At 53.7% G+C, this 13442-nt stretch carries 13 protein-coding genes; 4 read left to right on the top strand and 9 right to left on the bottom strand.

All coding sequences use genetic code 11. From position 1 onward, the window contains the following. The first annotated feature begins 218 nt into the window (after window positions 1-218). Both CSQ89_RS05965 and CSQ89_RS05970 read left to right on the top strand, forming a co-directional pair. Window positions 219-722, top strand: a complete 504-nt coding sequence (locus CSQ89_RS05965) for a GNAT family N-acetyltransferase (protein WP_099405269.1) — start codon at window positions 219-221, stop codon at window positions 720-722. 381 nt (window positions 723-1103) lie between these two features. Then, window positions 1104-3872: a M16 family metallopeptidase gene (locus tag CSQ89_RS05970; RefSeq protein WP_099405270.1), complete on the top strand. Its 2769-nt coding sequence runs from the start codon at window positions 1104-1106 to the stop codon at window positions 3870-3872. A gap of 72 nt (window positions 3873-3944) precedes the next feature. Here the strand turns inward: CSQ89_RS05970 and CSQ89_RS05975 are convergent, their stop codons facing one another. The 3 genes from CSQ89_RS05975 to CSQ89_RS05985 all read right to left on the bottom strand — a co-directional run bounded on the left by CSQ89_RS05975 (window position 3945) and on the right by CSQ89_RS05985 (window position 6918). Continuing rightward, a complete protein-coding gene (locus CSQ89_RS05975; protein WP_099405271.1) occupies window positions 3945-4529 on the bottom strand; it encodes a YqiA/YcfP family alpha/beta fold hydrolase in 585 nt (194 codons plus the stop codon). Between the two features lie 173 nt (window positions 4530-4702). Continuing rightward, window positions 4703-6145: an AmpG family muropeptide MFS transporter gene (locus tag CSQ89_RS05980; protein ID WP_099405272.1), complete on the bottom strand. Its 1443-nt coding sequence runs from the start codon at window positions 6143-6145 to the stop codon at window positions 4703-4705. Between the two features lie 2 nt (window positions 6146-6147). Then, a complete protein-coding gene (locus CSQ89_RS05985; RefSeq protein WP_099405273.1) occupies window positions 6148-6918 on the bottom strand; it encodes an exodeoxyribonuclease III in 771 nt (256 codons plus the stop codon). A gap of 94 nt (window positions 6919-7012) precedes the next feature. Between CSQ89_RS05985 and pyrE the strand changes: the two genes are divergently transcribed. Beyond that, complete coding sequence (gene pyrE / locus CSQ89_RS05990; RefSeq protein WP_099405274.1) at window positions 7013-7654, top strand: orotate phosphoribosyltransferase; 642 nt, start codon at window positions 7013-7015, stop codon at window positions 7652-7654. A gap of 14 nt (window positions 7655-7668) precedes the next feature. Next, the gene (locus CSQ89_RS05995; protein WP_099405275.1) at window positions 7669-8277 is read left to right on the top strand and encodes a DUF4124 domain-containing protein; all 609 of its coding nucleotides are present in this window, start codon (window positions 7669-7671) and stop codon (window positions 8275-8277) included. A gap of 45 nt (window positions 8278-8322) precedes the next feature. Here the strand turns inward: CSQ89_RS05995 and CSQ89_RS06000 are convergent, their stop codons facing one another. The 6 genes from CSQ89_RS06000 to CSQ89_RS06020 all read right to left on the bottom strand — a co-directional run bounded on the left by CSQ89_RS06000 (window position 8323) and on the right by CSQ89_RS06020 (window position 13254). Further along, window positions 8323-8922: a Maf family protein gene (locus CSQ89_RS06000; protein ID WP_099405276.1), complete on the bottom strand. Its 600-nt coding sequence runs from the start codon at window positions 8920-8922 to the stop codon at window positions 8323-8325. A 7-nt stretch (window positions 8923-8929) separates the two neighbouring features. Then, the gene (rlmH, locus tag CSQ89_RS06005; RefSeq protein WP_099405277.1) at window positions 8930-9397 is read right to left on the bottom strand and encodes a 23S rRNA (pseudouridine(1915)-N(3))-methyltransferase RlmH; all 468 of its coding nucleotides are present in this window, start codon (window positions 9395-9397) and stop codon (window positions 8930-8932) included. Next, a complete protein-coding gene (gene rsfS / locus CSQ89_RS06010; RefSeq protein WP_099405278.1) occupies window positions 9394-9801 on the bottom strand; it encodes a ribosome silencing factor in 408 nt (135 codons plus the stop codon). The genes rlmH and rsfS overlap by 4 nt, the downstream gene beginning before the upstream one ends. Next, window positions 9798-10133, bottom strand: coding sequence for a hypothetical protein (locus tag CSQ89_RS21990; protein WP_139022853.1), 336 nt, complete (start codon window positions 10131-10133; stop codon window positions 9798-9800). The genes rsfS and CSQ89_RS21990 overlap by 4 nt, the downstream gene beginning before the upstream one ends. A 281-nt stretch (window positions 10134-10414) precedes the next feature. Continuing rightward, window positions 10415-11581 carry a methyl-accepting chemotaxis protein gene (locus CSQ89_RS06015; RefSeq protein ID WP_099405279.1) on the bottom strand — a complete coding sequence of 389 codons (1167 nt, stop codon included), beginning with the start codon at window positions 11579-11581 and terminating at the stop codon, window positions 10415-10417. 416 nt (window positions 11582-11997) lie between these two features. Beyond that, window positions 11998-13254 (bottom strand): glutamate-5-semialdehyde dehydrogenase, encoded by a 1257-nt coding sequence (locus tag CSQ89_RS06020; protein ID WP_099405280.1) that lies wholly within the window; start codon window positions 13252-13254, stop codon window positions 11998-12000. Window positions 13255-13442 lie beyond the last annotated feature (188 nt).

The raw sequence follows: 13442 nt of genomic DNA on the forward strand, positions 1-13442 counted from the left end.
TTGAATGCCTGAGCATCAAGACGCAGAAGAACCCATTCGCACTTTGCCGCAAGTTACTGATCAACGCCTCCCGCGCGGCTTATGATCAGTTACAGCTGCTTCTCGCAGCTACTGCGTAACATCAGTACTTAAGTACATGAGGCTTTCGAACAGCACATGAACCCTGATCACGTCTGCGCAGCAAGATCGTGAACAGGTTCTTAGATTGGAGCTTAGGTATGAAAACGCCATTTACTACCCGCGAAGCTCGTCCCGGCGATGCACCTGCGTTATATGGACTGGTCAGTGCTTTAGCCGCATATGAGAAGTTGACCCATCTTTGTACGGGCAATGCCGAGCAATTGCATGAACATTTATGGGGCGCCCGGCCGTATATTGAAGCCTTGATTGCTGAGGTGGATAGGGGAGGCAATCCGCATGCAGTTGGCTTTGCCCTGTACTTCCATAACTACTCAAGCTTCCTGGCAAAGCCGGGCTTATATCTGGAAGACTTGTTTGTGCTGCCCGAATATCGACGTAATGGGATCGGAGAGGTGCTGTTTCGTGAGGTGGCGAAGCGGGCGGTGGAACGTGACTGCGGTAGATTTGAATGGGCGGTATTGGATTGGAATGCGCCCGCATTGAGCTTCTATCGTAAGCTTGGCGCTACGGTAATGCCAGAGTGGCGCATATGCCGTGCTACCGGTGGAACGTTGCGGGGTATGGCTGAGTTGATCCTCTGAGTACTGAATCGGCCGAGGGTTATCCCAGTCTGTAGCGGTTGTTCGTCATCTATGGGGCAATTCAAAACAGCGAATGGGCTGACGCTAAAGCGCTTTGGCTTTTATAGGTAATTTTCCTTATTTCAAGAACAAATCAGGCATTTTCAAGCCTAAGAACCTTGATCACGCGCTGCGCGGTATAGATCGTTAGTCGGTTTTTAGAACCGGTCTAAAGTCTGGTGAGCTAAGGCAAGATAAGGCGGAAACAGCCGAGGAAGCGGCATTTACACAGGGTAAATGCGCATTGCGAGGATGTTTTCAACGCCATATTGCTGACGCGCAGCAGACTCGTTAGACAGGTTCTTAGTAGGCAGCTTAAATAATACCCATCCAGGAGATTGCATGCGTTTCAAGACCTTGAGCCTAGTCCTCGCCCTATCGCTAGGGACGATGCTCCCGGCGTTGGCAGCGGAAGCTACAGTCAGCGCAAGCCAACCGGTTTCCCTGACACCCTTTGCAAGCGTGGAAGGCATTACTGAATATCGTTTGGCGAATGGTTTACGCGTGCTGCTGGCACCCGATGCTTCCAAGCCCACCACCACGGTTAACATCACTTATCTGGTTGGTAGTCGGCATGAAAATTATGGCGAAACCGGCATGGCGCATCTTTTGGAACACATGGTGTTCAAGGGCACCCCAAAGTTGCCCGGCAAAACCATCGTGCAAGAGTTTTCCAAGCGTGGCATGCATTTCAATGGCACTACTTGGTTTGATCGCACCAACTACTACGAGACCTTCGCCGCCAGTGACGATAATCTCGACTGGGCGTTGCAGATGGAAGCGGACCGTATGGTCAACAGCTTTATCGCCCGCAGTGACTTGGACTCGGAGTTCTCGGTGGTGCGCAACGAGATGGAAATGGGTGAGAACAGCCCTTCAAGCATCTTGATGAAGCAAATGAGCGCAAGTGCCTATCAATGGCACAACTATGGGAAAAACACGATAGGCGCACGTAGCGATGTCGAGAATGTCAAAATCGAGAACCTACAAGCCTTCTATCGTGCGCACTACCAACCCGATAATGCGGTGCTGACCATTACCGGCCATTTCGATCCCGTTCGCACCTTGGCAAAGGTGACGGAATTTTTTGCGCCGATTCCCAAGCCTACCCGGGTGTTGCCTATCACCTATACCCGCGAGCCGGTACAGGATGGTGCGCATGAAGTGACGGTAAGCCGTGTCGGCGATACCCAGTTGATTGGTGTCCAATATCATATTTCACCAGGTGCGCACCCTGATACGGCCCTGATGTCATTGCTGGCGCAGATCATGGGTGACACGCCAACGGGCCGGCTGCATAAGGCCCTGGTGCAATCGAAGATAGCGGTCGGTGTGGGGGCTAATACGTTCGAATTGCAGGAACCCGGCTATGTCATGTTCTTTGTCGAGTTGAACAAAAAACAGTCGCGTGAGGCAGCACGCAAAGCCTTGTTATCGGCGCTTGAAGGCATCGCGAAGCAGCCTATTACGGAAACTGAATTACAGCGCGCCAAGACCGCATTGCTGAATAATTTCGATATGACCCTTGCCGATCCCGTGGCTTTCGGGGTTGGCTTGTCGGAGGCGATCGCAGCTGGCGATTGGCGACTGCTTTTCCTGATGCGGGATCGCATTGAAGCGGCGACCGTCGCCGACGTACAGCGGGTAGCCAACAACTACCTACGGGAGTCAAATCGTACCCTGGGCCAGTTTGTGCCTACGGATAAACCACAACGGGCTGAGATTCCGGTAGCGCCTGATGTGGATAAGCTGGTGGGCGGGTACAAGGGGCGAGATGCCATCATGGCAGGTGAAAGTTTTGACCCTACCCCGGCCAATGTAGAGGCGCGCACTCAACGTATGAAGCTGGGCAATGGCTTGCAGTTGGCGCTCTTGCCCAAGCAGAACCGTGGTAATACGGTGAGTGGCGTGATGACCATGCGCATGGGTGATGAGAAGAGCATGTTCAAGCAGGCGATGGTGGGTGACCTAGCCGCGGCAATGCTGATGCGTGGCGCCGGCAAGTTGGACAGGCAGCAACTGGCCGACCGCTTGGAGCAGTTGAAAGCCAAACTATCTATATCTGCCCATGGTCAAAATCTGACGGTCAGTTTTGAAACGCGCAATAAACAGCTGCCCGAGCTGTTGGCGCTATTGCAAACGATATTGCGGCAGCCAACCTGGTCCGCTGAAGAGTTTGCCGCCCTGCAAAACGAGGCGCTGACTTCGATTGAAGACCAGATGCGCCAGCCAGAAGCGTTGGCCCAGCAGGCGCTTTCCCGGCACGGTAACCCATACCCCAAGGGTGACATTCGCTATAGCGCCAGTTTTGAGGAACAGATTGCTGAACTTAAATCAATCAAGCTGGCCGACCTCAAGCGCTTCCAGCAGCGTTTTTATGGCACACAGGATGCGCAGATGGCGCTTGTGGGGGATTTCGACGCCAAGGCTGCAGCTGCACAGTTGCAAACTTTGTTTGGTAGTTGGACTGCGCAGGAAAAATTTGTCCGCGTGGCTGACCCTTATATAGAGATAAAGCCTGGGAAAGTGCAGTTGGAGACCCCGGACAAAGCCAATGCCGCCTACTTTGGTGGCATGGCGCTGAATATGCTGGATACCGCGCCCGATTATCCGGCATTGGCTTTGGCGGGTCGGGTTCTTGGTGGGGGTGGGTTGAAGAGCCGCCTGATGGATCGGCTGCGCCAGAAAGAAGGCATCAGCTATGGCGTGGGTAGCTGGCTGCATGTAGGGCCGTTGAACAACAACGGTTCCTTGGGGCTGTATGCAATCTATGCCCCGGCCAATCTGGCCCGTGTGCAGGCGGCTATTCAAGAAGAAGTCACCAAGTTGGTCGAAACCGGCGTCACGCAGCAAGAAATCGATGAAGCACGCAGTGGTATCTTGCAAGAAGCCACAATTGCACGTACCCATGATGGTAGTTTGGCGGGTAGCTTGTCTAACCAGCTTTACCTGAAGCGAACCATGGCATTTACTGCGGAACAAGAAACCCGCTTGCGTGCGGTGACTTTGGCTGACGTGAACGCCGCGATTCGAAAGTACATCGACCCCGCGAGATTGGTGAACGTTTACGCCGGTGACTTTGCCCATGCAAAGCAAGCGGTGGCGAAATAGATGCAGTGAAATACGAACGCCCGGTTCAAACCGGGCGTTTTATTTCAGCAGGGCTGGTGGTGGTCAGCTACTTCAATTGCCTCCGGCCGGTATGCTGGCCCACGCCATAACTTCCGGCAGCATGGGTTCCCAATGCTGAAAGCTATGGTCGCCACCTTCTATGATGGTCTGTTTGCATCCTGGATAGTAAGCAAGGGCATCGCGGTAGTTCAGTGTCTCATCACCGGTTTCCAGCAATAGCCAATAGCGCTTGGCTGATATGCGGGCGGGTTCCAGTGCTTTTAGTTCAACTATATGGTGCGCTTCCAGCAGATACTCCTCACCCGTATAAGGGTTAAGTTGCGGACCCAAATATGCCTGCATGAGTTGTGCGGGGCGAACAGCTGGGTTGATCAGAACGGCACGGCAATCAAATTGCTCGGCGGCCCAGCTGGCCAGGAAGCCACCCAATGAGCTTCCCAATAGCGTGAGGTTGGCTGGGCCATGTTGTTCAATCACCTGGGCAATCAGTGCTGCGGCTGCACTGGGTGTCGATGGCAGGGTAGGGCAGATAAATAGTTCTGCTAGCCCGCGTTCTGCCAGCCAGGCCTGGGTCTGTTGTGCTTTCTGTGAGGCAGGGCTGCTATTGAAGCCATGTAGATAGAGGATTTTGGACATACGTTGGATCTTCCTATGAATGGCGAATTCTTAGAACCTGCCTAGCGTCTGCTGTGTGTCAGCAATACGGCCTTGAAAACACCCTCGGAATGCTCATTTACCACGCGGAAACGCCACTTCCTCGGCTGTTTTTGCCTTGTCTTGCCCTAGCCCGCGAGACTTTAGACAGGTTCTTATTCGAGCACGAGTGGTTGTACTGAATACAAGCCCATTATCTGGTTGCGCAGAACAAGCAAAAGTACGAGACCCGGCAAAGCTGTCAATACTGTGGTCAGGAAGAAGTTAGGCCAACCAAATGCTTCTACCATAACCCCAGACGCAGGTCCGACATAGACCCTGCCGAAAGCAGCGAGTGCAGATAGAAGGGCAAATTGGGTGGCGGTGAATTGCGCATGGCATAGTGCCATCAAAAGCGCGACGAAGGCGGTGCTACCCATGCCGCCACAGAAGTTTTCAACCCCTACCGCCAATACCATCAGGCCATAGCTTTTACCCGATACCGCCAGCAACCAATACATCAGATTCGACACCGCCTGCAGTATTCCAAATAAGAGTAAGGCACGCCATAAGCCCAGCCGGGCCATCCATAACCCCCCAACTAATGCGCCGACCAAGGTAGCGATAAGACCGAATACCTTGTTGACTTCGCCGACTTCGGTTTGGCTGAAGCCTACCCCCCGCAGCAGGAATGTAGTGGTCAGGCTACCGGCAAAGGCGTCCCCTAGTTTGTACAGAACGATCAGCGCCAATAGCATCCAGGCGCTGCGGCGCGAGAGGAACTCATCCAGGGGCCCGGTGAGCGCAGGAAATCCTACCCAGCGTGCAGCCCATATTGCCAATGCGCCGGCAAGCATGACCTCTCCGACCAAGTAGACCAGCCCCCAGCCTTTGCCTTCGGTAGGGATGCCGGCCAGTTCAAGGCCATTGCGGGCCAGTAAAAAGCCAAGCCCGCCGCCCAATAGCATCGCTACAAAGCCTTTCAGTTCCAATCCCGCGGGGGATGCCGGTTTGTCGGGCAACGCCAATTTAGGTGAAAGAAGCGTCACGATCGCCATGCCGGCCATAATGGCTGCGATAAGCCGGTAGGTACCGGGCCAGCCTAGCTGTCTTTCGGCGATGATGAGCGCGAATGCACCCGAGACCAGCATGGCCAATCGATAGCCAAGCACTCCGACCGCGGCACCTGCACCGCGTTCATCATCCTGTAGAAGCTCCGTACGGTAGGCATCGTAGGCAATGTCCTGGCTGGCAGACAAGAAGGCGACGGCAACACCAAATCCTGCCAACAGGCCGGGTGATACGACTGGGTTGACTAGCGACATGGCGAAGATCGCTGCGGCCAGCAATAGCTGGGTTATCAGCAGCCAGCCGCGGCGATGGCCAAGAAACGGTGGTTCAAAGCGATCCAACAACGGCGACCAGAGGAATTTATAGGTATAGGGCTGACCAATCAGGGCGAAGTATCCAATGGTTGCGATATCGAGCCCTGTTACGGTTAACCAAGCTTGCAAACTGCCGGCAGTGAGGGCGAGCGGCAGGCCGGATGCGAATCCTAATCCCAAGGATGCTGCAACACGGCGATTGCCGAAGATCGTCAGATAATGCGCCAAAGCCATACTTATAGCGCTCCCTCGTAGTCGATGATCAACGGGGCATGATCGGAGAACTTCACGTCCTTATAAATGCTGCCGGCTTGTGCCTGGGCTGCGATGCCGGGCGTACTGATCTGGTAGTCAATTCGCCAACCCACGTCCTTGGCATAGGCTTGACCGCGGTTGCTCCACCATGTGTAACCTGGGGCCTCGGGATAGAGGGTGCGCCAAACGTCAACCCAGCCATGATCTAATAATTCTGTCAGCCAAGCGCGTTCTTCGGGTAGGAAACCAGAATTTTTCAGATTACCTTTCCAGTTTTTCAGGTCGATAGGGTGATGGGCAATGTTCCAGTCACCGCAGACCACAATTTCCCTTCCTTCTGCCAACAGCTTACGCATGTGGGCCATGAATCGTTCAAGGAAGGCGAACTTGACCTGCTGGCGTTCGTCGCCGCTAGAACCAGACGGCTGATAAAGTGAGATGACAGAAAGCTGACCAAAGTCGGCGCGAAGGTAGCGTCCTTCGGCGTCGATATCGGCAATACCTAGGCCTTCGGTAACGCGATCCGGTTGGCGGCGACTATAAATGCCAACGCCGCTATAGCCCTTTTTTTCCGCTGTATGGAAATAGCCGTAATAGCCGGGTGGTGTCTGCATCGCCTCATTCATATCCGACAGATGGGCTTTGAGTTCCTGAACACAGACTACATTAGCTTTACTGGTGGCCAGCCATTCAAAAAAACCTTTGTTGGCGGCAGAACGCACGCCATTCAGATTGGCGGAAATAATTCGCATGGCAAGTTGCTCGACAAGGCAGATGAGAACCCGGAATGATATGCTATAAAGCATCGAAACCCGCATGCCGTCTCGCTTTTCAGGCCTTACTAATATGTCTAACGTACGTACCGATTTCATCGCCTTTGCCGTTCAACAACAAGTGCTTCGCTTTGGTGAGTTCCAAACCAAGGCTGGCCGGCAGTCCCCTTATTTCTTCAATGCAGGGTTGTTTCATGATGGCGCCAGTATTGGCCGGCTTGCTGAATTTTATGCAGCGGCAGCACTTGCGTCTGAAGTGCCTTTCGACATGCTGTTCGGGCCGGCTTATAAAGGAATATCGTTGGCAGCAACTACGGCAGTGGCATTAGCCCAAAAAGGGCGCAATGTGCCATTTAGCTTTAATCGCAAGGAGGCTAAGGACCATGGTGAGGGAGGATCTCTCATCGGTGCTGCACTGAAGGGGCGGGTCATGATTATTGATGACGTGATCTCGGCGGGGACCTCGGTGCGTGAATCCGTTGAGTTGATTCGTGCTCAAGGGGCGGAACCCGCGGGGGTATTGATAGCGTTGGATCGCCAAGAGCGTGGTCAAGGTAGCCAGTCTGCAGTACAGGAGGTCCAGGCTAAATACGGTATACCGGTAGTGGCTATCGCGAATCTGACTGATTTGATCGATTATTTGAATGGACAGCCAGAACTGGAACGAAATTTGCTGGCGGTTCGGCGTTATCGCGCCGAATACGGCGTCGTCTAAGGAAAACTGGAATCATGCGTACTCATCTACCTTTACTTGCCCTGTTGATTTGTCTGCCTGCTTCGGCTGCCATATACAAGTGGGTGGATGAAAATGGCAAGACCCAATATAGCGACAAACCGCCCCAGCAGCGGACCAGCCAAGGTGAGACCAAGTTGAATAACCGTGGCATGGTGGTGGATAAAACAGAAGGGCTGCTCACGCCTGAGCAGCAAGCTGCAAAGGAGAAAGAGCAGGCGAAGCAGCGAGAGGTGGCGCAAAAGGAATTAGAAGCACGTCGGCGCGATAAAGCGTTGCTCAACAGTTTTACCAATACCAGCGAAATTGATGCGCTTTTGCTTCGCAATGTGGAGCAGTTACAGGCCGGTATTCAGTCCGATAAGGGGCGGGTTGAAGCGGCACAAAAGCGCTTGGATGGTTTTTTGGCCAAAGCAAGCAAAGCCAACGCAAGTAATAAACCTGTATCTGACGATTTACGGGCCAATATTAAGGATCGTCAGGACGACCTTACCAAGATCCAGGAAGAGATAAAGCGCAAAGAAGCCGAAATCGCTCACCTACGCCAGCGTGCGGATGAGGATAAAAAACGATTCCTTGAATTACGCGGCCCAGGTGCCAAATAAAAAACGCCCGAACAGGGCGTTTTTTATTTGGGGTGTAGGTGATTATCAATTGGGCCAAAACGGGTAATCGAAACGCTGCAGTAGGGCCACGGTTTCTGTAAGCGGTAGGCCTACGACACCGCTGAAACTACCGCGGATCTCCTCGATCAACACGGCGCCTAATCCCTGAGCACCATAGCTGCCTGCTTTATCAAGCGGCTCGCCGCTGGCAACGTAGGCGGTAATTTCCTGGCTGCTAATGGTCCGGAAGCGAACAGTGCTCCGTGAGAGCGCATATTCAGTACGCTCACCATTGCTGATGGCGACGCCGGTCAGGACTTCGTGACTGCTGCCTGATAGCTTGTTCAACATGGATCGGGCATCAGCAGCATCAAGCGGCTTGCCGAGAATGGTGTCGCCAAGTGCCACAGTCGTGTCTGCCGCCAGCAATAACCGCTTCGGCAAACCCGCAGAGAGGGCTGCTGTGATGCCGGCATCAGCCTTTGCACGGGCCAGCCTCTCTACATAGGCCATAGCGGTTTCGCCCGCTTGCGGTGTTTCGTCGATTTCGCAGGTCACACGCTCAAAGCGTACACCGATTTGTGTCAGCAATTCGCGCCGACGTGGGCTGGCGGAGGCAAGGTAGATGGCTGGTTTATGGTGCATATGACCGTTATTCACGATGATAGGGATGGCCTTGATTGATGGCTACAGCACGATAAAGTTGCTCGACCAACAGTACTCGAACCATGCCGTGTGGCAGAGTCAGTGCTGAAAGCTGTAGTAGTTCGTTGGCTTGTTGCTTGATATCGGCATGTAAACCGTCAGCACCACCGATGACAAATGCCACATCACCACCATTGCGTTGCCAGCCCTGTAGTTTTTCGGCCAGCTTCATTGTGGTCCAGTTGGCACCACGTTCGTCGAGGATGATTTTGTGGCAACCAGCAGGAAGCGCGGCAAGGATGCGGTCGCGCTCGGTTTCCATCGCTTTTTCTACCGAACTGCCTGTGCGTTGTCCAGGCTTAAGCTCGATCAGCTCTATGTTTGCCTCGCGCGGCATGCGTTTGACGTACTCTTTGTAGCCTATTTCAACCCAATCGGGCATCTTGTGCCCGACGGCGATGATGTAGAGCTTCACACCTTGCCAGTTGGGTCGTCATGAGCCTGAATGGCGGCTTCCCAAGGGCGTGTGGGATTGAACGTAGGTTTCTGGCCGCCCCAGAGTTGTTCGATATTGTAGTAGTCGCGCACTGCCGGCAGCATGACATGAATGATCAGCGGGCCGGCATCGACCAGCACCCACTCACCGGTGGCATCGCCTTCCATACCGAGAATATCGACGCCGGCTTCCTTGAGTTTTTCACGAGCGCTATTGGCCAATGCTTTGACTTGGCGGTTGGAATTACCCGAAGCGACGATCATGCATTCAAACATGGCGGTCAGCTTGGTGGTGTCGAGCACGAGAATGTCTTCGCCTTTGATATCTTCCAAGGCGGCAACGGCGATATCGCGCATCTGCTCGATGGTGAGGTGTTGGGTCATGGTTGTTTGATAGCCTGATAAAGCAAATGCCGCCCGGCGTAATCTTGCACTGCAAAAGGCTCAAGATCATGGGCCAATTGCCCTAGGGTAAATTGAGCGCAAGCGGTGCAGGAAATGGCGAGCGGCGTTGTTAGCAAAAGCGTGATTGTACCTGCATCCACGGGGGTGGTCACGCTAAGTGTTTGAATTCTTGATGGGACTTTCTTTTTTGATGCGATTTGGATCAAATTCTTCCGGGGCACTAATTGATTAATAGGGCAGTGTTTTTTCCCGATCAATGAGATTGGACCACTTGTGCCAGTTTTCCCACGAATGGAAGTGGTTTGTTCCAAGCGAAGTCATGTGAGTGTCTTTATATTCAATCTCAACCCATCCCATTGCCTCAGAGGCAGTCCTCAACCAAGCGAACAATAAAGATATAGAGGGCGGCTTTGGGTGGGTGATGTTCAGTTGAGGGGTTGAGCCGGTTCTCAAAACATGTCTAAAGTCTGCTGTGCGTTAACAATACGGCGTTGCAAATACCTTCGGAATGCGCATTTACCACTTGTAAACGCCGCTTCCTCGGCTGTTTTCGCATTGACTTGCCTTAGCTCGCGAGACTATAGACAGGTTCTCAGGATGACTTCTTGAACTTGGCTACCAATGCTTTCAGCGCGCCAGCAGTTTGGGACAGTTTCTCGGCGGAACCGGCAACATCTTGGGCTTCGCGATTGTTGGAATCAATGGTGCTGGCCATGCGTTCGATGGTATTGGCGACTTCTTCGGCTGCCGAAGATTGCTGACGTAATGTGTCGGCAATTTGGCCAGTCATCTTTACTGTGTGTTCTGCTGCATGGGCTACGGCTTCCAAGCTGCGACTGCTGGCTTCAATTGAAGCCGTGCCTTTGGCGACCTCCGCTACTGCATCGTCCATGGTCATCAAGGTAGCCTGGGTTACCATTTGGATATTGGTGACATTGTTGCTGATGTCTTGGGTGGACTGGCTGGTACGTTCGGCCAGTTTTCGTACTTCGTCGGCTACTACGGCAAAACCTCGGCCCGACTCTCCGGCGCGGGCAGCCTCAATGGCAGCGTTTAGCGCCAGCAGATTGGTCTGGTCGGCGATTTCTTTGATGATGCCGGTCATACTGCCGATTCGTGCTACAGCATGGTTAAGGTCATCAAGGGTAGCGCGCGCATCACCCACCACTTCAACAATACGATTGGTCGAGGCCAGGCTGGCCTGCATATTTGCTTCCCCTTCGCGCACCACTACCTTGGCTTGCTGCGCGCTTGCCGCGGTTTCTTGCGTGGCGCGGCTGATTTCTGTGACGGATACACTCATCTGCTCGGTGGCAGCACTGACATGCATGGCTTGTTCGCTCTGCATATTGGTTTGTTTGGCTAAAGATTCAGCAGACTGGTCCAATTGATGGGATTGAGAAGCAATCTTTTGGGAAGTCGACATGACATCTTCAATCAGCGTGTGCAAATGCACCGACACGGACTGTATTGACACCATCATGGCGCCGAATTCGTCACCTGGTTCCGCTTGAAGATTGTTGTGGAAATCACCTGCCTCGATTTTGGCAAGGGCGGTTTCAAGTTTGTTTAACCCTTTTTCTGCTTGGGTAACCCACCAGCCTCCACCAACGATTGCTGCCAGAGCACCAAGGCCACCGCAGGTCCATACCACGCTTGTACCGGCATCAAGACTGGCGGCCAATGCGGTTGCTATGTTCATTACCGCCAAGAGGATGAATGCAAGCCAAGCGCGCTGGGCAAATGATAGCGTTTGCATAAGGATTACCAGTTGGTGTGGTGGGAAAGAGGCCGTACGTTGCTGATAAAGTGCCTTTGCCTTTGCCTAATGCCTTACCCGCCGAGCACCCGCTAATAGCAATGAGTGCCAGATTTGCGTACAGGAACATACCGATTAAGTTGGTCAGTTCGCCAAGTCGAGACATTGCGCAACCTGAGAAGCCGTCAGGACAGTCTTTAATCATAAGGCGCGAACGCCAACGTATTTCCGGCCTTCTACTTCAAGTTAGTTGATGCCGCGTGTATCAACAACCAACCTGCAAATATATAAAGTGTGGGTTTGTATTTTGCTGGAAAGTTAGGGCGCCTTGCCCACGTGGTTGATGTGATAGGCCCTGCAATCAGGCAAGGTGGTTGGCCGGCGTGGGTTTTCGTGGTTGGTCCCACGCCAAAGTACTAGCTGCGTACCTGCCCATCGCCCAGTACGATCCATTTTTGGCTGGTCAGGCCTTCCAGGCCAACGGGGCCGCGAGCGTGAATTTTGTCGGTCGAAATGCCGATTTCCGCACCTAAGCCATATTCGAAGCCATCGGCAAAGCGTGTCGAAGCATTCACCATCACACTGGCAGAGTCCACTTCACGTAGGAAGCGGCGTGCTTTGCTGTAGTTTTCCGTCACGATGGCATCAGTATGGTGGCTGCCATAGTTATTGATATGGCTGATGGCGGCATCCAGGTCTTCCACGACACGAATGGAGAGGATGGGTGCCAGATACTCTGTTCGCCAATCTTCTTCAGTCACAGCCAAAGCAATGGGCACGATGTCGCGGGTGCGTTGGCAGCCACGTAGTTCCACCCCTTTGGCGGCATAGATATTCGCCAATGCTGGTAACACCAAGGTAGCAATATTGTCGTTCACCAACAGGGTTTCCATGGTGTTACAGGTACCGTAGCGGTGGGTCTTGGCGTTGTCGGCGATCCGTATCGCTTTATCGAGGTCTGCCTCATCGTCGATATAAACGTGGCAGATACCATCCAGATGTTTGATAACGGGCACGCAGGCCTCACGTGACACCCGTTCGATCAGCCCTTTGCCGCCGCGTGGTACGACCACGTCCACGTACTCGCTCATGGTGATCAGTTCCCCCACTGCCGCTCGGTCAGTCGTTTCTACTACCTGGATAGCGGCTTCGGGTAGGCCGGCGCTGTGTAAACCTTCCTTCACCAGCGCGGCGATGGCCTGGTTGCTAAGCGCGGCTTCAGAACCGCCTCGTAGGATCGCCGCATTGCCCGATTTCAGGCACAGGCCTGCTGCATCGGCTGTCACATTCGGTCGGGCTTCGTAGATGATGCCGATGACCCCTAGTGGCACACGCATCTTGCCAAGTTGGATACCACTGGGGCGATAGGCAAAGTCGCTCATCTCCCCCACCGGGTCCGGCAAGGTGGCGATTTGACGTAGACCTTCCGCCATGGCGGTTATGCCACTGGGAGACAAGGTCAAACGGTCAATCAGCGCGGCTTCTAAACCAGATGCCCGTGCGTTGGTGACATCCGCGGCATTGGCAGCCAACAATGCTTCCGCATCGCGTTCGATTGCGTTGGCAATGGCATGGAGTGCTGCATTTTTTGCATTGGTGTCGGCCCGCGCAATCTGGCGCGAGGCAGCGCGAGCGGATTGCCCCATTTCATTCATGTATTGTTTGATATCCATGTCCCTGCTCCCTGAATACTGACTGACGTTCAATCGATTCTGCCAGATTCATCAGCGGCTTGTGGGGCTGGTTTGGGGCATCTATTTTGCGCCGTCCGGGCCGATAGCTCAGCTGGGAGAGTGCCGCGTTCGCAATGCGGAGGTCGGGAGTTCGATCCTCCGAAGGTCCACATCCCTGCCAGAAGATA

It is taken from the genome of Chitinimonas sp. BJB300 (genome assembly GCF_002735695.1).
Taxonomy (GTDB): domain Bacteria; phylum Pseudomonadota; class Gammaproteobacteria; order Burkholderiales; family Chitinimonadaceae; genus Chitinimonas.

Excerpts from the sequence above, each read along its gene's own strand:
- CSQ89_RS05995 (WP_099405275.1), top strand. The coding sequence starts at position 7,669 with ATGCGTACTCATCTACCTTTACTTGCCCTGTTGATTTGTCTGCCTGCT.
- CSQ89_RS06000 (WP_099405276.1), bottom strand. The coding sequence starts at position 8,922 with ATGCACCATAAACCAGCCATCTACCTTGCCTCCGCCAGCCCACGTCGG.
- rsfS (WP_099405278.1), bottom strand. The coding sequence starts at position 9,801 with ATGACCCAACACCTCACCATCGAGCAGATGCGCGATATCGCCGTTGCC.
- pyrE (WP_099405274.1), top strand. The coding sequence starts at position 7,013 with ATGTCTAACGTACGTACCGATTTCATCGCCTTTGCCGTTCAACAACAA.
- CSQ89_RS05970 (WP_099405270.1), top strand. The coding sequence starts at position 1,104 with ATGCGTTTCAAGACCTTGAGCCTAGTCCTCGCCCTATCGCTAGGGACG.
- CSQ89_RS05980 (WP_099405272.1), bottom strand. The coding sequence starts at position 6,145 with ATGGCTTTGGCGCATTATCTGACGATCTTCGGCAATCGCCGTGTTGCA.
- CSQ89_RS05975 (WP_099405271.1), bottom strand. The coding sequence starts at position 4,529 with ATGTCCAAAATCCTCTATCTACATGGCTTCAATAGCAGCCCTGCCTCA.
- CSQ89_RS05985 (WP_099405273.1), bottom strand. The coding sequence starts at position 6,918 with ATGCGAATTATTTCCGCCAATCTGAATGGCGTGCGTTCTGCCGCCAAC.
- CSQ89_RS05965 (WP_099405269.1), top strand. The coding sequence starts at position 219 with ATGAAAACGCCATTTACTACCCGCGAAGCTCGTCCCGGCGATGCACCT.
- CSQ89_RS06015 (WP_099405279.1), bottom strand. The coding sequence starts at position 11,581 with ATGCAAACGCTATCATTTGCCCAGCGCGCTTGGCTTGCATTCATCCTC.
- CSQ89_RS06020 (WP_099405280.1), bottom strand. The coding sequence starts at position 13,254 with ATGGATATCAAACAATACATGAATGAAATGGGGCAATCCGCTCGCGCT.